Here is a 19,088-nt window from a genome sequence, read left to right as displayed (position 1 = left end):
CATTTATGAATGAGAAATTTTACTAAAGAGAAACACATCATCTTGTCGAAAATCTAGCTGAAAATATGGAGATTGCTCTAATCGCAGCAATAAATTATCGATCAGTTCGGGAGATACATTAATACCCAAATGGCGACTATTTATGATGACATATTGAAAGCGATCGAGATCGGGTTCAGGAATACTATTATCGATCGCTTCGATTTCAGGACGGTGGCTTAAATGAGGTACAACGGTTGCGGGAGCTAAAACTGAAGCTTTGGTCGCAATTTTAGAAATAGCGGTTTTAGTAGCCATCCTAGTATCCATAGATTGGAGATATTTACTACCAAAATAGCCGAATTTTGCTAAAGCTAACCAGGTAATTAAAGACCACAGTGCGATCGCTTTTCTACTTTGCAACCAACCATTCTTAGATTGTAAAGTGGCGATCGCAGCCAGTACCAAAAAAGGTAAAATGGGCAAAGAATATTGATGAATCAGGTCTTTTTGTAGTTGGTAATTTGTTAATAAATTTAAGAGCAACAACGGTGTAGCTCCAAATAGGGGATGAAGATTTTTCCAAGATAATCCCCAGCACCAAGGAATTAGCAACAAAAGCAAGTATTCCAGATTGGCAAGAGTGAAGATTTTACTCAATACCAATCCAGGTTTAAAAATCAAATTTCGGGCAATTTCCTGCACCGAATCGCCTAAAAAATCGTATCTGCCTACAGCAGCAGCTTCTTCTCCGCTAAAAGTAGGAATAATTAATTGAGTGGCAATTATAAACCAAACTATGCCAGCAAAAATCGCGATGGCACCATAGATAATTCTTTTTTCTCTAACGATTAACCACATTCCTATTGCCATAACCATTAAAGCTAATACCGCCTTACAACCCAGAATAAAAATAATTGCCGTAACAAACCACCAAAGTTTCTTGGCTCTAGCAGCCCATACCGAGCCTAAAATTAAAGGGATGGCAATTACTTCGGGATGAAAATCAAATAGATTGGCATTAAAAACTACAGGATAAAATAAATAAGCGATCGCCAAGCTATAACCTTGCGCCTGACTCAAATCTGCTTGTCTTGCTAGATACCAGACTGGCAAAACTCCTATTGCTAGAGACAGGGCTTGAATGAAAAATAACCAGTAAACGCTAGGGTAGATTTTATAAGGTATTGCCAAAAAATAAAGAATCCAAGCTGCATGATCTCCCAAAATGTGCAAACCACGAAAGCTAATAATTGGTTCTTTTCCCTGGCTAATCAAATAAATAGCATTATCAAAAATACCCAAATCGAAAGCAGTAGATTGAAATAAAGCGTGTCGTCCACTGCTAGAGATAAATAGAATTAAAGCAGCAATGATAATAATCCAAATTAGGGAAGACTCAATGTCAGTTTCATTTGGATTTTTGCTTTTGGTCATTGCAATCTCTGCTGGAATAAGAAAACATCTTGTTGATGATATACCAGATTGAATTCAGGTGAATTTCCTAATTGGACTTTCAGAGCGATCGCTTTTTCTTCAGGAGTTGCTGCACTTAAATGCTGCATAGCAATCAAAACAGTATCTAAATCTTCTTGTTTTATTCTGGCTAAATCCCAATCCCCTTCTAAGAGTTTAATTATGGGGCGATGGGAAAGATGGGGGGCGACAAAGCCTGTAGTCAATACTTTATCTTCTGGTTTAATTAAAGAGATCGCGCGATCGACTATTCTGGCATTAGGCATCAAGGGTAAATAACGAGTCCAAAAATAACTAAACTTAGCCAAAGTTAAAAAGCCAATAATTGCCCAAATTATTAACAAACGTCGCGATAACCATTGTCTGTAGTCATACCGCTTGAGATAGCCCAAAGAATCAATTAACCAGACAAAAAGAAAAGGAATAATTGGTAAAGAATAATGATGAATTAAATCTCTTTGTCCTGAATAATCAGCCAAGATATTCAATCCCAACATGGGTAAAGCAGGAATCAACGCGCCAATTTTGCGCCAGTGCAAACCGATCGCGATCGGCAACAACAATAACAAATAATAAAATAAGCGATCGGGGGCGATCGATCTAACCAATAACAATTGGGGTTGAACTAAAACTTTCAAAGCAATCTCTGGTAAAGAATCCCCTATCGATTCGTAGTGCCATGTACCTGCCATTTGATGCCCGCCACGAAAATTAGGAATAATGTAAATAGCCGAAAGCAAAAACCAGCCTATACTGCTCAGGATACAAATTAAGCCTGGAATAAATCGTTTGCGCTCCCACCAGAGCCACACTCCCAAACCAACTACAGTAATACTCATAGCTTCTTTTGAAAGCAAAGTCACTATTACAGCGATCGCAGCCCATCCATCGCGATCTGTTTTAAAAGCCCATGTCGCCCACAATAAAGCAGTAACAGCAATAGTTTCCGTACGTAGTTCGGTATAAAAATTGATGTTAAATAACCCAGGATACAAAACATAGCAAACCGCCACAGTTCTAGCTGTAGCAACTGCCAAGCCCGCATTCAAACTAAGAGCATAGATTGGAATTGCTCCGCTAACCAAAGAGATCGCTTGTACCAACAACAACCAATGAACGTCGGGAAAAATAACATAGAGCAAACCAATGGGATAAAGTACAAACGCAGCATGATCGCCGATCAAATGTACCCCTGGCAAAATCGAAGAAACAGGCAGCAACCCTTGACTGAGTAAAAAGACCAGTTGATCGAAAAAAGCCAAATCCGTTCCCGATCTAAATACCCCGTGTCGAAAACTGCTAGCAGCAACAAAAATACCTGTTGCGATTGCTAATAAAATTAGTAAAAAAAACTTTGATTCTCCCTCTGTGATCGATTTTTTGACTGCATTCAACATCATTGCCCCAAATAAGCCTCAAGCACCTCATTATTATTCTGAATTTCGGCTGGCGTACCTTCTGCTAGATTTGTCCCCTCTGCCAAAACCCAAACGCGATCGCAAAGGCTCATAATTACATCCATGTTGTGTTCGATTACCAAAAAAGAAATTCCCTGTTGATTCCAGTCCAGAATATGTTCGCAAATTTGATTGATTAAAGTAGGATTAACCCCTGCTGCGGGTTCGTCTAATAAAATCAATTTCGGATTGGTCATCAAAGTACGAGCCATTTCCAAGAGCTTTCTTTGTCCCCCAGACAATGCTCCTGCATAATCATAAGCCTTAGCCGATAGTCCAACAGACTCCAAAATACTCATTGCTCGTTCTTTATTCGCTCTTTCCTCACTCCGCAATTTACCTTGTTGAAACCAAACCTTAAAAAAGTTTTCTCCCGTTTGATTTGGTGTTGCCAACAACATATTTTCCAAGACAGATAAACGAGACAGAACTCTAGCTACTTGAAAAGTCCGAATAAAACCGCGTTCGGCAATTTTATGAGGGGGTAAACTATGAATTGGCTGATTATCAAAGAGAATACTGCCACTATCGGGTCTAATAAAATTAGAGAGTAAATTAAATAAAGTTGTTTTTCCCGCTCCGTTAGGACCAATTAATCCCGTGATACTACCGCGATCGACCCGAATATGAGCATTATTGACTGCCTTGATACCGCCAAAGCTTTTAGATAATTGGGTGGCATTGAGTAAAGAGTCTGCTTGTTGCACTACTTTAATAAATTTATTTCCTTGAGTGATTTATCTAAAAGTACCAAAAAAATCTCAATCCAGTTTTTAAATCAATCAAAGACTGAATCTAACAGAATGACAACTAACTAAGTGTCCCGTATCAATAACAAATTTTATTCAAGAAAAATTAAGGTGGTAAATAGAATGGATCGAATCTTAGTCCCTTAATGACTCAGCTAAAACCACAGCCCAATTCCCCTAATCTAAATTCCGAACTACCAGATGAGTTAAATTCTCGTATATCCCCTTGGGTGGCAAAAATACTTTATCCCATAGGATGCCATCTAGTTTTACCTCTTTTCTTTGGCAAAATACAAATTAACGGACAGGATAATATTCCTAGTGACGCTCCCGTGATTGTTGCCCCAACTCATCGCTCTCGTTGGGATGCTTTGATAGTTCCTTATGCAGTAGGTAGGCTAGCTAGTGGTAGAGATCTGCGCTTTATGGTTTCTGCCAATGAAGTTAGAGGGTTTCAAGGCTGGGTAATTCGCCGTATGGGAGGATTTCCCGTAAATACAGATCGCCCAAACCTCAATAGTGTCCGCCACAGTATTAAACTATTGAAACAAGATCGAGAAATGTTAGTAATTTTTCCTGAAGGGGGTATCTATTACGATCGCCAAATTCATCCTCTAAAAAGAGGCGTTGCTCTAATTGCTTTACAAGCAGAAACAGACAAATTTAAGAGAAAGGTTAAAATATTACCTGTAGGGATTCGCTACAGCGAACCCGTTCCTAAATGGGGAACAGAAGTTACAGTGGATATTGGTTCGCCTTTAACTGTTGCTGACTATTTTAACGATTCATTGCGCCAAAGCTCTCAAAAGTTAACCGTAGCTTTAGAAGAGAGTTTGCGAAAACTATATGACAGTTGAAAACTATAAATATTCAATAATGATTGAGATAAAAACGAACATATAATAAAATTTCTAATTTACGATAGAGAAATCTTAAACGCTATGAGATTTGACATAATGGACGGATTAAATGAGTTTATAATATCGGCTTAAGACTCGATTAATGTCACTCGTTTCCTGGCCTAAAAAGCTAAGACTTGCGAGTGTCCGCTGTCCCCAGTCAAAATTATGAGGTTGCTCTGGGTTGAAATACCTAATCAAGCAATTCTTGTAGCAAAATGTAACCGAAACTCCCTTTTATAAGGAGTATGCTCAATAGCTTAAAACATCCATGCCACATCCTGAGCCTAGAATTCACTGCTCGAATCCTCACTGCACAGCGTCTAACTCCCTAGAAGCTCATTTTTGTAATCGATGTAATACGCCAACCATCAAACGCTATTTGTGGAGCAACAAAGCGATAGTACCCAACGAGCCAGGAAGTACTATTAGCAGTAGATATCTAGCTTTATCCCCTCAAATATTTCTAGATACTCAACCCAGCAAAGCTCCTGTCACGCCGGAAGAAGTTCCCCCAGAGATTGTGGCTTATCTACAACTTTTTCCTTGTTATCCTCATGTTCCTCAAGTTTATGGTTTGTTGGATAATACAGATGCCTGGTTGCTCGATTATGGTACTGTTCCCAGCAGCCCATCGGGTCAACTAAAATATCCACAGCAACTTATTCCTAAATTTCAAACTCTATGGTCTGATGCTGCTGCGTTTCAACAGCTTAATTGGCTCTGGCAAATGGCTAAGTTGTGGAAACCTTTATCAAGCAAAAAGGTGGCATCTACTTTGCTCAATCCTGACTTGATTAGAATCAACGGTCAGGTATTGCAACTTTTAGAATTAGAGTTCGATCGAGAATATCAGCCCAGCTTGCGAAATTTAGGCAGTACCTGGAAGGAATGGTCGCAAAACGCCCATTTCACTATTAAAGATGTGGTCGAGCAGCTAGGCAGCTTTTTAGAAACGGGCAAAATTGAAGATATTCGTCAGGCGATCGCCGTATTGGATAAAGCGATCGCGAACTGTCGATTAGTCAGCAAATATTCCTATCAAATTTATGCTCTTACTGATTCGGGGCCCAATCGCAGTAATAATGAAGATGCAGTCTATCCTACTGTCGATCCCCAAAATATTCCCCAACTAGAAAAATCCCTAGCTATTGTCTGTGATGGAGTAGGGGGTCATGATGGCGGAGAAATTGCCTCGGGAGAAACCATCAACTATCTAGAGAGCAAAATATCTCAACTAGCTTTAGAGGAACTTTCCCCAGGTAAGATACTAGGTAAATTGACTAAGTATATCAACGGGGCAAACGATATCATCAGCCAACGTAATGATAGCGAACAACGTCAAGAAAGGGAACGAATGGGTACTACCCTAGTTATGGCTCTTTCCTGCGCTCACGAGATGTATTTAGCTCATGTTGGAGACTCTCGCATTTATTGGATTACTCCCGATAGTTGTCATCAAGTGACGACAGATGACGATCTTGCTTCTAGAGAAGTGCGATTGGGCTATGCTATCTATCGCGATTCTCTACAATATCCTTCGGCGGGGGCTTTGATCCAAGCTGTAGGTATGAGAGATTCTACTGCACTCCACCCCAATTTACAACGCTACATGATTGAGAGTGATTGTATATTTTTGCTCTGTACCGATGGTTTGAGTGATTTTGATCGCGTCGAACAACATTGGCAACATCAAATTTTACCAGTACTAGATGGTAAAAAAGATTTACCCAGTGCTGTCAATAGTTTAATTGAAATTGCAAATCAAGAAAATGGACACGATAACGTTACCGTTGCTTTAGTTCACTGCAAGGTAAGTTCCCAGTCTAATATTCCTGAAGAGATCGTTTCTTGGTCGGATGTTGAGTCTGCTCTTAATGAATCTAATTTGTGGGCTGACAATAACTTGGCAGGCTCTTTTGCTGATTCTCTTAATATTGACGATAGTCCTTTAGAAGAGACTAAAATACCAATCTCTACAATGCCTGACATAATTGGAGGAGACGAAAACCTCCCCGCAAGAAAGCAACCAAAGTGGTTGAAGCCTCTAATCTTAGCCTTGATTATTTCAACCATTGCGGGAGTTGTTGCAATCTTTTGCTTAGAAAATATCGATCCAGACCCCGATCAAAATAAATTACCCTCTGTCAGGGAGTCCGATACAGAAATCTCGGAGTAAAATTTATGTTTGAATATTAAGCCGAATTTTAGACAAATAGACAAATAGACAAATATTTATGTATTGGTATGATGGCAAACTCATCGATTCAAAGCAGATACTGCTAGATGCCGATGCTCCAGAATTATGTTACGGTGCTAGTATATTTACCACTATGCGAGTTTATCAGAAATCGTTAGATTGCCACCTAACCTACTGGCAAGCTCATTGCGATCGCCTAAACAATAGTTTAAAAGCTTTTAACTGGCTACAACCCGACTGGGAAAAACTCAAACAAGGTGCGCTGCATTTATCCAGTCATTTTACGATCCTCCGAATGGCGATCTTTCCAGACGGCAAAGAATGGATTACAGGACGCAATTTACCTGAAGATTTAAAACAACGTCAATCTGTAGGAATAACTGCCTGGGTAGCTACAGATAGTTTATATAAACGAGAACTAGCACAACACAAAACTGGCAATTATTTAGGTTCATATTTGGCTCGTCAGGCAGCGTTGAAACTCAACGCCCAAGAAGCAATTTTAATCGATCGCCACGGTAACTGGCTAGAAACTAGCACGGGAAATCTTTGGGGATGGCAGGATGGTTGTTGGTATACTCCCAATCTAGATTCGGGAATTTTATCAGGAATACAGCGTACTCATTTACTAAATTTTCTACGAAATAATAATATTCCAGTTAAAGAAAATATTTGGACGCAAGATTTTGTTTCTACATTGGAAGCCATATCTTATAGCAACTGTGTAGTAGAAACAATTCCGATTAGAAAGGTTTTGTATCTAGATAATTGGATTGACTACCCGATTAATTGTTTAGAGACTAATATCAAGGGTTTAAGATGAAAAACTAAGTTTACTCACGATTTTACCTGCTAATAAGATTGATATAACACTTTATTTAAGCGATCAATTCATCAATAATTCGTTCGATTTCTCCAACAGCCCCAGTAGGATTTTTATCAACATAATCTGCCATCAATTGCTCGATTTCTCCAACTCGATCCTTCAGCGTATCAAGAGTATCTTGTAAAGGCTGTAATTGTTGTTCGTAAAAATCAATTTGAGATTGAACTTTGACAACGCTTACATTAATTTCATTCCATTCTTCCTGTTGCCGAACAATATTTGACTCCAACTCGTTTTTTTGAGTTTTTTGTTGTTCTAGTTCGATTTGTAGATTTTGAATATCTTCTTGTATCTGGGATATTTCCCCAGCCAAATCTTGCTGCTGTTGTTGGAGTTTGTGATGTTGTTCTTCTAATCCTTTTTTAATCGAACTTAAATCAATATCTTGGATTTCCGAATCAAAATCAAAATCAATTACTCCTTGACGGCGTTTTAATACTCTATTGTGTTGTAATAAAACTTGATGTCTTTCCTTTAAAGAACGACGCTGACCGACTAATGTTTGGTCAAGCATTTTTTTCGCTTCTAATTCATCAGCTAATTCTTGCTCTAAAGTAAAACGTTCAAATTCTCCTACCGTGGCAATTTTAGCTTCAATTTCTTCTACTGCTTTACATTGCCAACCCAATTCTTCTTCTTGATCGTTAACAAATCTAGCTACTTTTTCTAAATCTTTTTTGAGACCTTCAACAACAGTTTCTAAATTTGGTAAGGGCATATTCTCTAATTCTTGGAGATTTACTTTCGGTACTCCCGCAAAATCAGATTGAGAACCTGCCAGCATTTCCAACATACTTTCCTGTTCTGTTGACCGAAGCTTAAGAAAACTACTCAACTCTTGCTTGACTTCTAAAGACTTTTGCGCAACCTTAAGCTGCTGCTCTTTTTGGGCAATAGTATCAATTAAAGACTGTATTTGCTGCTTACTGCTAGAGAGTTCTATTGTTTTACTCTCTAATTCTTCACGTTTGGCTTGTATTTTTTCCGAGCAATCAGTTAAATTTTGCCAGTGAGGTTGAAGTAGTTGTTGTTGACTTTCAATTGTGGTTGTGGTTGACTCTAATTTGTCTTTTAAAGAGTCTCCCAAATTGGCAGTATTAGCTAAAACTGTTAATTGCTGTTTAATATTATTAGCTTGAGATTCATCTAGAATTTTTGATTCTCTTAGCTGTTGTTCTAGATTTTGTTGCTGACCTCTTAATTGTTCCCAAGCACCTTGTAATTCGGCACTTTTAGCTTCAAATTCTGCTTGAATTTTACTGGCTTCGGATGCAGCGATCGCAATTTCTTCTTTCTGTTGCTCAAATTGTTTAAACTCTTCTTCCATCTGTTCGACTTGTTCGAGGCGAGTTTCCATCTCAATTTTTTGACGGCTCAACTCTTCACTTTGAATGGTTAAAGACTCTTTCCACTGACCAATTTCTTGCTCTTGATTTTTAGTTTTTTCTAAAAGGCGAGAAAAATTTTTTAAAACACCAACAATTTTTTGAGATGCCGATTCTACATCGCCTTGAACTTGACGATTAACACCTAAGTTTAAAATAACTAAAGCCCCTTCCCCAAAATCGCCAGCGCGATCGGTAGTAGCAAACTCGTTACTAACAAGACTCCAACTTTGATCGTTTCTTTGACAGGCAATGAGTTTTAACTTTGTTTCAACTCCGCCCATAAAACCTTTAGTTTGTTTTTGTATTTCTGCCAGATATAGCACTATGCGTCGTCCTCTTGATTTTTTCTGTGCCCAAACTCAGAAAAATTAAGTTTTTCTAGTCTACTGTCGATTTATTAAAATATCCAGATTAAATGAAATTTCAATTTAAGACATCGCCGATTATATTTAATATATTTAATATACCTAGCATAACCAGCATCAGAATTGGTTGCCAAGGTCTTGTATCGATTAAATATTTCAGTGTCGCTTAAATTAGATTAATATCATAACCTCGTTCATCAATAATTTCTAGAAATAAATTCTAAATCTAGTGGTAAAAATATTTCTCTTTTACCCTGCTATATTTCAATCCTACAAGTAGCGACTATTAAATAATTTAGATAAATAATTTAGATTACTCAGTGGCTAGTTTAATTGAAAACAAAATCTTACATGGTTTATGTTGATTATGACGTGGCGATTGGTTGAAAAGTAGAGTATATTCTGAAGCAGAGAAGTTACTAATTGACTGTGTTTAGAGGTTATCTTCCAATAAAGAATGAAAATATTATGAATTGCACTCTCATTCAACCATTGATTTTGCTTAGTGATGTTCTCATCGATTTATGTAGATTCCAAAATATCATCAAAAGTTAGTCAACTTTTCAATTGTTCATGATTTACAATCGTTTGATAATTGATTGCAAAACACCTGTAAATCCTTTAGTTGAAAACTAACTGCCAACAAACAAATTATGCAGGAGGTTGAATTCTTCCAACAATATTTAAAAAATTAATGAATCGCCAAGTAGACTTAAATTTAAAGTGTGACTTTTCATAGATAGCATGTTATGAGTAAAGTTCTAATCGTAGAAGATAGTTTGGCACAAAGACAAATGATTTCCGACCTTCTCAAAGGTAGTGGTCTTAAAGTGACTGTTGCTTGTGATGGAGTAGAAGCTCTAGAGCATCTAGAATCATTTAATCCTGACATAGTGGTAATGGATATCGTTATGCCTAGAATGAACGGATATGAATTGTGTCGCCGTTTAAAATCAGATCCCAAAACTCAAAATGTTCCAGTAGTAATGTGTTCTTCTAAAGGAGAAGAATTCGACCGTTACTGGGGGATGAAACAGGGTGCAGATGCTTACATTGCCAAGCCATTTCAACCAGTAGAGTTGATTGGCACGGTTAAACAATTGCTTCGAGCCTAAATCAAATTGATATTAAATTGATATTTTGATTTAGTCTTCCAACAATCAGGGAAAAATATACAAAAAGAAAATTCTATGGTTAGTGATGCGGAACTATATACCGAGAGTAGTCTAGATTTAGCTCTAGATATACAGCCATTAGAAAACCCAGAAGGCGAATTGCATCTTCGTTTTTATCTACCTTCAGGAGAAGCCTGTGCTTTTCCCGCTACAGGTATTGCCGAGGTAATGCAACAAACTCCCGATCAAATTGCTCCAATTCCCAATGCTTCCCCTTTATTATTGGGAACAATAAATTTACGAGGAAAAGTAATATGGGTGGCAGATTTAGGTCAATTTCTAGGAGATAAGGCTGTGTTAAAAACAGATCGTCCCACTATTCCTGTAATTGCGATCGAGGAAGAAGAGCAAATCTTGGGTCTAGCAATTAGCAGTATTGGAGATATGGATTGGTTGGACGTAGAACAATTAAGCATTTCTCATCCGCCATCAGGTAGTATGGCTCCTTTTGTTCAGGCACAATGGCAACCTGAGGAAGAAGGTAGTTTACTTGTAAATTTGTTAGATCCTGCGAAAATTTTACGGTCTGCGCGATGGGCAACCTAGAAACATTTAAGGTTTGAGATAGTTACTTACATAATAAGTTCAAACCTATACTTATTTTAAGCAGTATCGCGAAAACATCGTTTTCTTATTTCTTATATAAATTTGCAGCAATTTTCTCAGTCAAAACTTAAGGTAACTATTAATTACTCGTGACTCGCAAGCAACAAAAACTTAGATTAATTTGGCAAAAAGCACATGGCATCAGGAACTAATTATTCACAAGAATACGGACAAGCAGAAAAGGCTTATTTAGAAAGTGACTTTGCTCAAGCAGCAGAAATAATCAATCATTTAGCTACGGAATTTCCCGATAATTCAAATGTCTTGTTGCTGCGGGGTCATATTTATTGTTACGGATTTCAAAACTATGAACTAGCAAGACAAGAATATGAAAGAGTTCTGGAACTTAATGAAGAGAAAGATTTAGTTGATTTTGCCCGCAGTGGTATCGAACAATTAGAACAACTAGAGCAGCAGGCAAAAAACTCAAACTTAAGTTTTGATGAAGGGAATTTTGAACTAACTCAAGTATTCAGTGATGGCGAAGATATTGAAGAAGCAGAAGATTCAATTGGAATAGATTTTCCTGACAAAGAATTAGCAGCAGAATTTGACGATGAAGATTTCGATTTCGGTCAAGATTATACTTCTCAATCTCATCATAAGATGGACGACTCAGAAATTGAAGAAGATTTAGATAATCCTTTTGCTAATGGAATTGAAGCCAATGCAGAAGATTTAGATGAAATCGATCCTTTTGCTGATTTTGACGAAGACTCATTTCCAATATCAAAAGATTTAGTTTCTGTAGCCGAAAAGTCTCAGTCTCAGGTTCATACCAGTTCAACTTTTATGGTAGATTCTGAGGATGATGATGATGATTTACCTCAATACACTGAAGAAGATTTTGCAGTTAGTCAGAACGACTATACCCATGACTATGATGATAGTTCGGAACTAGAAATTGATACAGTTTTGACCGAAGGCTTCTCTCTGTCAGGAGGTGGAAATGAAGATTATAGAACAGAAATCGATGATATTCCAGAAAGCGAAGGTTTAGACTATCAAGATGAGCTAGAATTTGATGAAATTGATAGCAGTTTCTTCGATCTTGAAGAACTAGAACAGGGATTACCCGATACTGGTTTATTTAATGTTGTAGAAGAGCCAAGCAATTCTAGTGTAAGCATTTCAAACGATCTGGGCGAGGATTCAGGTATCGTTAATCCAGACGAAATGGCTCTAAGCGAGGCGAGTTCTACAGCTACTACATCTTTCCCTAGTACAAAAGAAGAGCTTCAAGTAGAAGTTAGTCATGGTGCTTTGGCTGGCTTTATTAATGCTCCCATGCCGAAAAAGCAATTGATTACTGCGGGAGTTACCGGACTGGTTTCAGCGATCGCTGTTTTGGGTATTGGTGTTGTCGGATCGACGGTAATTCTAGAAAAAACTGATAAAGAATTACAGGAGAATATCCTGGGGACTCTGGCAGTTTCATTAGTAGCAGGAGTTACTAGTTTTGGAACAGCAGCAGCAATGGGTAATATTACTGCCAAGCATATAACAAAAGCCAGTCAAGATTTACAAAATCAGTTTGATGATGTCTATCAAGGGAACTTAAACGCCAAAGCTACCGTTTATGCTCAAGACGAGTTTGGACAGTTATCTACTGGCTTCAATCGCATGACTAGAGTTATTTTAACTACTACTCAAGAAGCCCAAAGAAGAGCCGAAGAAACCGAACAGGCAAAGGAAGATTTGCAGCGTCAAGTAATTCGTCTTCTAGATGATGTGGAAGGTGCAGCTAGAGGAGATTTAACAGTACAAGCTACTGTAACGGCTGACGTATTAGGCGCAGTTGCTGATGCCTTTAACTTAACTATCCAGAGTTTGCGCGAAATTGTGCGTCAGGTAAAAGAGGCTGCCGAGCAGGTAAATAAAGGTTCGACCGATAGTGAATTGTTTGCGCGAAACCAGTCTAGCGAAGCATTGCGGATGGCAGAAGAACTAGCCGTCACGTTGAATTCAGTACAGATGATGACGGAATCGATTGAAAGGGTGGCAGACAACGCTCGTGAAGCGGAAGAAGTTGCACGCTCGTCTTCTGTGACAGCTCTTAAAGGAGGTAAAGCAGTAGAACGTACTGTATCGGGAATCTTCCAAATTAGAGAAACAGTATCAGAAACAGCTCGTAAGGTAAAACGTTTAGCCGAAGCATCTCAAGAAATCTCCAAAATTGTCCTATTGATCTCCCAAATTGCTGAAAGAACCAACCAACTAGCCCTTAATGCTTCTATTCAAGCAGCAAAAGCGGGTGAAGCTGGTCGTGGTTTTGCTGTAGTTGCTGATGAGGTCAGACAGTTAGCAGATAGATCGGGTAAATCTTTGAAAGAAATCGAGCAAATCGTACTGCAAATTCAAAGTGAAACTGGGTCTGTAATGACCGCAATGGAAGAAGGTATCCAGGAGGTAATTGACGTGACGGAAAGAGCAGAACAAGCCAAAACTGCCCTAGAGGATATCATTCAGGTATCTAACAGAATTGATACTTTGGTACGTTCGATCACAGCGGATACTGTCGAACAAAGAGAGAACTCTCGTGCTGTGGCTCAGGTAATGCAATCGGTAGAATTGACTGCCCAGGCTACATCCCAAGAATCTCAACGGGTAGGTGGTGCGCTCCAGAATCTTGTGGGTATTGCTCGTGGACTTTTATCTTCTGTGGAAAGATTCCGTATTGACAAAGGGGCAGAATAAATCAACATTTTGGCTCTTTTTATTTTATTCTTCAATCTTCCATTCTTTATTCTGTTACCAATATCTCTTTCGTCTGCTTAATTTTTATGATTCAATAGAAAACTGCGCCTTTATTTAAGAACTACTTTATGTGTGCTGAAAGAACTTTACCCAAATTTGATACTGCTTCGGCAAAGATTACTAAAGAAGAAGGATTGATTCTTTACGAAGATATGGTTTTAGGACGCTTATTTGAAGATAAGTGTGCTGAAATGTATTACCGAGGCAAAATGTTTGGTTTTGTCCACCTTTATAACGGTCAAGAAGCGGTTTCTTCTGGTATAGTCAAGGCTCTACGTCCAAAAGGTGACTATGTTTGTAGTACTTACCGCGATCACGTTCATGCTCTAAGCGCAGGCGTTCCAGCCAAAGAAGTAATGGCAGAGCTATTTGGTAAAGAAACTGGATGTAGTAAAGGTCGCGGAGGTTCAATGCATATGTTTTCTGCCGAACATGGTCTGCTTGGTGGTTACGCTTTTGTTGCTGAGGGAATTCCTGTAGCTACTGGTGCAGCTTTTCAAAGTAAATATCGCCGAGAAGCAATGGGCGATCCTAGCTCTGATAGTGTGGCAGTGTGCTTTTTTGGCGACGGAGCAAGTAATAACGGGCAGTTTTTTGAATGTCTCAATATGGCTGCTCTTTGGAAACTACCAATCATCTACGTAGTGGAAAACAATAAATGGGCAATTGGAATGGCTCATGACAGAGCTACTTCTCAACCCGAAATTTATAAAAAAGCTAGTGTCTTTAATATGGCAGGATACGAAGTCGATGGTATGGATGTGTTAGCTGTTAATACCCTCGCTAAAGAGGCTGTAGCTCGCGCTCGTGCAGGAGAAGGACCAACTTTAATTGAAGCCTTAACCTACCGTTTTCGCGGTCATTCTCTCGCCGATCCTGATGAATTGCGCGATCCTGGGGAAAAAGAATTCTGGGGTAAAAGAGATCCCATTAAAAAATTTGCTGCATATATGACCGAAAAGGGTTTGGCTACAGCAACAGAATTAAAAGAAATCGATCAAAAAATCACCGACTTAGTAGAAGATGCGGTTAAGTTTGCAGAAAGTAGTCCAGAACCTAATCCTAGCGATCTACACCGCTATATTTTTGCCGAAGATTAATTGAATCAATTTATCTGACTTAAATAACTTAAGTTTGACAAGGTAAAAACTAGGAGATATTAAACTAAAAATCACAGTAAGTCGATCTTGCTTACTGTGGATTAATAATTGTCTCTTAGTTTTTTTGACTAAATAACTGAAGAAATAGATAAATGTTTAGTCTAAATATCCCATTAAAACAGCAGTATCATCTGATTCGTTAGATGCTACAGGACGGTTGCCCATGTACGACTCTGTGATTTTGAGAGTGCTAGCTGCAATGGGACGATTGCCAGAAATAACAATCGAACTACTAAAATCAATAGTTCCTTTGGTAACTGGACGATTTGAACCAACAGAAGAATAAGTGTTGACTATTTCTAAATGACTAGGTTCAATTGGTCTGTTTTGAGGCAGCATAGTTTTTGGCTGTACCGACAAAGCTACAGACTGGTTTTCTTTGGCTACAGTAGCCGTAACTTTGGCTTTTGTATCTGCCTGGCTTTTTGTGGTGGTTGTTTTGGCTTTTATATCTTTTGCTGCTTGATTGCTATTAGTAGTATTTCCTTCAGCCATTAGGATTTTCTCCTGAACTTATATTTGATAATTTTGTAGGTTAAGTTGCTAGTTATTTATTAGTCTTATTGTTTTTTAATAACTCTCTTTATTTTTACATTCTATGGATTTGGCGACAAGAGTGGGTCAATCAGAATAAGTTTTAACTATCTTTACAACTCGTTATGATTATGTGATATCTTCTAAACTCAAAGCTTCTGAGCCACCTTCTTTGAGCTGTGTAAACACATCGTTGATCTGATCCCAAACTAATCCTGCCGTAAAAATAGAAATCAAAAGAGCAACACCATAGGAAGGAATGACTCCAAAACTGAATGTTTGTAAGCCTCCTCCCAAAAATATCCATACTCCAAAGCAAGTACTCCAATAGCTAAAAGCTAAAGCAGGGTCCATGATTCTGTCAATTTTGAAAGATGTTTTGTTTTGAGGATCTTTGTATGAGTCTCGCAGTTTTTGTTCCATCATGTTCCAAAATGCAGTACCGCAGGTAACGGCAATAAATAAACCCGCAATAGCTGCGAGAAAAGGCGGTTGAGGTAAGTAATACATGGATTTTATGAATTTTTATTACAAGGAAATATCTTATTACTTTATCTTGAAGTGGTTGCGGAGGGAATAATTGCTGCTACGCTATCGGCAGAGATTTGTCGAAAGGTACTAAAAGCAAAGTCAAATATCTTTTGGGGTTTGATATCGTCTCTAATCAAACTCCAAAGTCTTTGGACTTCATCGGTATGCAAGCGATCGCCTTCTGTCAAAGCAATTAGTAACTGTTGGCGTAAATATTGCCCTTCTTCAGAAAGAATGTATTGTATTCCTAGTTGTGCAGTAGGCAACAGATCGAAGTTGTCATCGGAACTAGCAATTTGAATCATATTTTCTAACCTTTCCCATTGAAATTTGCCGTCTTGAATCAAGACATCTAGCAAACGTCTTCTCAGTTGGGGAGATTCTCCTCTCAACAGCCTCTGAGATACATAAGGATAGGATACCTCTACAATCTTGAAGTTGGGATTTAAACTAAGAGCAAGTCCTTCCTGAGTGATTAGAGAACGAATAATTAAAGCAAATTTTGCAGGTAAACGGAAAGGATATTCATACATCAGCCCCGAAAATTCATCGGTGATGGTTTTGAAATTAAAGTCACTAACGCTTTCTCCCACAGCTTTGCCGAGAACAATTTCTAAAGCTGGAATAATCGGCTTAATATCAGTTTCGGGAGTTAGGAAGCCAAGATTAACAAAATCTTGGGCTAAACCTTGATAGTCTTTATTGATTAGTTCTACTACCGCACTAGCGAGAGTTTCTTTCATCGACTCGCTTAATTGATCCATCATGCCAAAGTCAATATATGCCATGCGACCATCTAAGGTAGCAAATAAATTTCCAGGGTGAGGATCGGCATGGAAAAAGCCGTATTCTAGAAGTTGACGCAATCCTGAAGTGACACCAATTCTGATTAAATTGTCTGCATCCAAACCTGCTGCTGCCAATTTATCTAGATCGGTTAACTTAATTCCGTTAATCCATTCTAGAGTGAGGATTCGGCTACTACTATATTGATTGTAGATGACAGGAACTTTTACTTCAGGATCTCCTGCAAAATTTTCGGCAAACTTGGCTGCGTTTTTGGCTTCATTAAAATAGTCTATTTCTTCAAATAGTTTGATCCCAAACTCATCCACAATTAAGGTCAAGTCATGACCCAGATTTAGGGGTAGCCAGGGTTCTACCCAACCAGCGATACTTCTCATTAAATAAAGATCTAGACTCAATTTAGGACGTAAATTGGGACGTTGAACCTTTACTGCTACTTCTTCGCCATTATGTAGTTTGGCTTTGTATACTTGTCCCAAACTTGCTGCTGCGATGGGATTGGCAGAAAATTCCCGATATACTTCGTCTATAGAACGTCCTAAATCTGATTCAATAATTTCAAAAGCGATTCGATTATCAAAAGGGGGCAATTGATCCTGTAACCTGATTAACTCATCCAGAAAATCTTTGCGAATCAGATCGGGTCTAGTAGAAAGAGCCTGTCCGACCTTGATATAGGTGGGACCTAAGGTGGTTAAAATTTTTCGTAGTTCTTTTGCTCTTTTGGGCTGATTGGTTTGTGATCCATTTGTCCATCTATCTAGTAAAAGATGTATCACAAAATTACCAAATAACCAAATGACGGCGATCGCTCGCCAGATGACCTGCCAGGGTCGCCAACGATATTGGGATGCGATCGCATTTGCATCGTAGCGTAGGGAGTAACCAGGTTCTAGCTGAGAATAATTCATTGTTCCTTGTTGAACGCATTATTAAGGCGTACAGATTAAGTTCTTTTCGTTCTGCTAATTTTTTACTTAATCCAAAAATTAATTGACTTTTTTGGTTGATTTGGACGAAGAAAAACTGTCACTAATTATAATAGTATACAAAAATACATTTTACTTAATCTCTCATTATCTTTTAAATATAAGGTGCGATGCAAGATTACTAAACTTAAGTTTTGAGTTTTGCTTTGCAGTCAACTTAAGAGGCAACCGCCACAGTCAACATTTCTTCAGGGGTGAGATGGGAATGAACTATCTGACCATCTTTAAACCAGACAATTCTCTGGGTCAGTTTGGCTACTTCTGGTTCGTGAGTTACCATTACGACGGTAATTCCACTACTATGCAATTCCCCAAATATGTTTAGTACTTCTTTGGTGGTGTGAGAATCTAGCGCCCCTGTAGGCTCATCTGCCAATAGTAATAATGGTTGGTTCACAATGGCTCGGGCGATCGCCACCCGTTGTTGTTGTCCTCCAGAAAGTTGATTGGGACGGTTATTAATCCTGTTGCTCAAGCCTACTTTATTTAGAGCCTCGATCGCGCGATCGCGCCTTTCATTTTTTGGTACGCCTCCATACACCATTGGTAACATGACATTTTCTAATGCGCTAACTTGGGGCAATAAATGAAATTGCTGAAACACAAACCCAATTTTACGATTGCGAATTTCGGCTAGCTGCTCGTCTGCTAATTCTGCTACTGCCACATTGTCTAGATAGTATTGCCCTGCGGTTGGTCGATCCAAACAGCCGACTATATTCATGGCGGTAGATTTGCCCGAACCCGATGCACCCATAATAGAGCAGTATTCCCCTTGGTTGACTATTAGGTTGATTTTGTCTACAGCTCGAACTTCTGTGTTCCCACTACCATATATTTTGTCTACAGCTTCTAAACGAATGATTGTCGATCTTGTCTCTGAAGACTTATGAGATAAATTCATATCTAAACGCGATCGCCTTAACTAGTAAATTTTTCAGTTTTATTTACCATTGTGGCAATTATCAATTCTTTCTGTAGCCAAGAATTATCGAACAAAACTTCAAATCCTTATAACTTTCGATAGAGATTCTCAAAATTTTTGTTACATTTCTTGACAAAGTACAAATACTTGGCTATATTAATTACATAGAGAGCAGAGACACATTATTTTTATCTCGTTTCTGCAA

The 19,088-nt window shown here is 38.5% G+C and carries 15 protein-coding genes; 7 read left to right on the top strand and 8 right to left on the bottom strand.

Annotated elements, in window-relative coordinates:
* Window positions 1-3: 3 nt before the first annotated feature.
* From I4641_RS15355 to I4641_RS24200, 3 genes are read right to left on the bottom strand one after another with little or no spacing between them, the layout of a single operon-like run.
* Window positions 4-1,416, bottom strand: a complete 1,413-nt coding sequence (locus I4641_RS15355; protein WP_229641427.1) for a DUF2079 domain-containing protein — start codon at window positions 1,414-1,416, stop codon at window positions 4-6.
* Window positions 1,413-2,855 carry a DUF2079 domain-containing protein gene (locus I4641_RS15350; protein ID WP_229641426.1) on the bottom strand — a complete coding sequence of 481 codons (1,443 nt, stop codon included), beginning with the start codon at window positions 2,853-2,855 and terminating at the stop codon, window positions 1,413-1,415. Before I4641_RS15350 ends, I4641_RS15355 begins: the two co-directional genes overlap by 4 nt.
* The gene (locus tag I4641_RS24200) at window positions 2,852-3,619 is read right to left on the bottom strand and encodes an ABC transporter ATP-binding protein (protein WP_229641425.1); all 768 of its coding nucleotides are present in this window, start codon (window positions 3,617-3,619) and stop codon (window positions 2,852-2,854) included. Before I4641_RS24200 ends, I4641_RS15350 begins: the two co-directional genes overlap by 4 nt.
* Window positions 3,620-3,807: 188 nt before the next feature.
* Here I4641_RS24200 and I4641_RS15340 point away from each other — a divergent pair, with 188 nt between their 5' ends.
* From I4641_RS15340 to I4641_RS15330, 3 genes are all read left to right on the top strand, one after another.
* Complete coding sequence (locus I4641_RS15340) at window positions 3,808-4,518, top strand: lysophospholipid acyltransferase family protein (protein ID WP_229641424.1); 711 nt, start codon at window positions 3,808-3,810, stop codon at window positions 4,516-4,518.
* Between the two features lie 313 nt (window positions 4,519-4,831).
* The gene (locus I4641_RS15335) at window positions 4,832-6,739 is read left to right on the top strand and encodes a PP2C family protein-serine/threonine phosphatase (RefSeq protein ID WP_229641422.1); all 1,908 of its coding nucleotides are present in this window, start codon (window positions 4,832-4,834) and stop codon (window positions 6,737-6,739) included.
* A 58-nt stretch (window positions 6,740-6,797) separates the two neighbouring features.
* Window positions 6,798-7,583 (top strand): aminotransferase class IV, encoded by a 786-nt coding sequence (locus I4641_RS15330; protein ID WP_229641421.1) that lies wholly within the window; start codon window positions 6,798-6,800, stop codon window positions 7,581-7,583.
* A 55-nt stretch (window positions 7,584-7,638) separates the two neighbouring features.
* Here I4641_RS15330 and hmpF read toward each other — a convergent pair whose 3' ends face one another.
* A complete protein-coding gene (gene hmpF, locus I4641_RS15325) occupies window positions 7,639-9,357 on the bottom strand; it encodes a pilus motility taxis protein HmpF (RefSeq protein WP_229641420.1) in 1,719 nt (572 codons plus the stop codon).
* Between the two features lie 791 nt (window positions 9,358-10,148).
* Between hmpF and I4641_RS15320 the strand changes: the two genes are divergently transcribed.
* From I4641_RS15320 to pdhA, 4 genes are all read left to right on the top strand, one after another.
* Entirely contained in the window at window positions 10,149-10,514 is a 366-nt protein-coding gene (locus I4641_RS15320; RefSeq protein WP_229641419.1) for a response regulator transcription factor, read from the top strand.
* A 75-nt stretch (window positions 10,515-10,589) separates the two neighbouring features.
* The gene (locus tag I4641_RS15315) at window positions 10,590-11,120 is read left to right on the top strand and encodes a chemotaxis protein CheW (RefSeq protein WP_229641418.1); all 531 of its coding nucleotides are present in this window, start codon (window positions 10,590-10,592) and stop codon (window positions 11,118-11,120) included.
* 195 nt (window positions 11,121-11,315) lie between these two features.
* Window positions 11,316-13,877, top strand: a complete 2,562-nt coding sequence (locus tag I4641_RS15310; RefSeq protein ID WP_229641417.1) for a methyl-accepting chemotaxis protein — start codon at window positions 11,316-11,318, stop codon at window positions 13,875-13,877.
* Between the two features lie 128 nt (window positions 13,878-14,005).
* The gene (pdhA, locus tag I4641_RS15305; protein WP_229641416.1) at window positions 14,006-15,037 is read left to right on the top strand and encodes a pyruvate dehydrogenase (acetyl-transferring) E1 component subunit alpha; all 1,032 of its coding nucleotides are present in this window, start codon (window positions 14,006-14,008) and stop codon (window positions 15,035-15,037) included.
* A 156-nt stretch (window positions 15,038-15,193) separates the two neighbouring features.
* Here pdhA and I4641_RS15300 read toward each other — a convergent pair whose 3' ends face one another.
* The 4 genes from I4641_RS15300 to I4641_RS15285 all read right to left on the bottom strand — a co-directional run bounded on the left by I4641_RS15300 (window position 15,194) and on the right by I4641_RS15285 (window position 18,862).
* Complete coding sequence (locus I4641_RS15300) at window positions 15,194-15,592, bottom strand: hypothetical protein (protein WP_229641415.1); 399 nt, start codon at window positions 15,590-15,592, stop codon at window positions 15,194-15,196.
* A gap of 168 nt (window positions 15,593-15,760) precedes the next feature.
* On the bottom strand, window positions 15,761-16,141 hold the full coding sequence (locus tag I4641_RS15295; RefSeq protein WP_229641414.1) for a hypothetical protein: 381 nt from the start codon (window positions 16,139-16,141) through the stop codon (window positions 15,761-15,763).
* A 41-nt stretch (window positions 16,142-16,182) separates the two neighbouring features.
* Window positions 16,183-17,880: an ABC1 kinase family protein gene (locus I4641_RS15290; RefSeq protein ID WP_229641413.1), complete on the bottom strand. Its 1,698-nt coding sequence runs from the start codon at window positions 17,878-17,880 to the stop codon at window positions 16,183-16,185.
* A gap of 235 nt (window positions 17,881-18,115) precedes the next feature.
* Window positions 18,116-18,862 carry an ABC transporter ATP-binding protein gene (locus tag I4641_RS15285; RefSeq protein WP_229641411.1) on the bottom strand — a complete coding sequence of 249 codons (747 nt, stop codon included), beginning with the start codon at window positions 18,860-18,862 and terminating at the stop codon, window positions 18,116-18,118.
* Window positions 18,863-19,088: the final 226 nt, after the last annotated feature.

The organism is Waterburya agarophytonicola KI4, from assembly GCF_020640915.1.
In the GTDB taxonomy this organism is placed as follows: Bacteria; Cyanobacteriota; Cyanobacteriia; order Cyanobacteriales; family Xenococcaceae; genus Waterburya; species Waterburya agarophytonicola.
Note: the sequence above shows the minus strand (reverse complement) of the source record. Positions and strands in the feature narration are given on the sequence as shown.

Excerpts from the sequence above, each read along its gene's own strand:
- I4641_RS15330 (WP_229641421.1), top strand. The coding sequence starts at position 6,798 with ATGTATTGGTATGATGGCAAACTCATCGATTCAAAGCAGATACTGCTA.
- I4641_RS15300 (WP_229641415.1), bottom strand. The coding sequence starts at position 15,592 with ATGGCTGAAGGAAATACTACTAATAGCAATCAAGCAGCAAAAGATATA.
- I4641_RS15310 (WP_229641417.1), top strand. The coding sequence starts at position 11,316 with ATGGCATCAGGAACTAATTATTCACAAGAATACGGACAAGCAGAAAAG.
- I4641_RS15315 (WP_229641418.1), top strand. The coding sequence starts at position 10,590 with ATGGTTAGTGATGCGGAACTATATACCGAGAGTAGTCTAGATTTAGCT.
- I4641_RS15340 (WP_229641424.1), top strand. The coding sequence starts at position 3,808 with ATGACTCAGCTAAAACCACAGCCCAATTCCCCTAATCTAAATTCCGAA.
- I4641_RS15290 (WP_229641413.1), bottom strand. The coding sequence starts at position 17,880 with ATGAATTATTCTCAGCTAGAACCTGGTTACTCCCTACGCTACGATGCA.
- pdhA (WP_229641416.1), top strand. The coding sequence starts at position 14,006 with ATGTGTGCTGAAAGAACTTTACCCAAATTTGATACTGCTTCGGCAAAG.
- I4641_RS15335 (WP_229641422.1), top strand. The coding sequence starts at position 4,832 with ATGCCACATCCTGAGCCTAGAATTCACTGCTCGAATCCTCACTGCACA.
- I4641_RS15295 (WP_229641414.1), bottom strand. The coding sequence starts at position 16,141 with ATGTATTACTTACCTCAACCGCCTTTTCTCGCAGCTATTGCGGGTTTA.
- I4641_RS15320 (WP_229641419.1), top strand. The coding sequence starts at position 10,149 with ATGAGTAAAGTTCTAATCGTAGAAGATAGTTTGGCACAAAGACAAATG.
- I4641_RS15285 (WP_229641411.1), bottom strand. The coding sequence starts at position 18,862 with ATGAATTTATCTCATAAGTCTTCAGAGACAAGATCGACAATCATTCGT.
- I4641_RS15355 (WP_229641427.1), bottom strand. The coding sequence starts at position 1,416 with ATGACCAAAAGCAAAAATCCAAATGAAACTGACATTGAGTCTTCCCTA.
- I4641_RS15350 (WP_229641426.1), bottom strand. The coding sequence starts at position 2,855 with ATGATGTTGAATGCAGTCAAAAAATCGATCACAGAGGGAGAATCAAAG.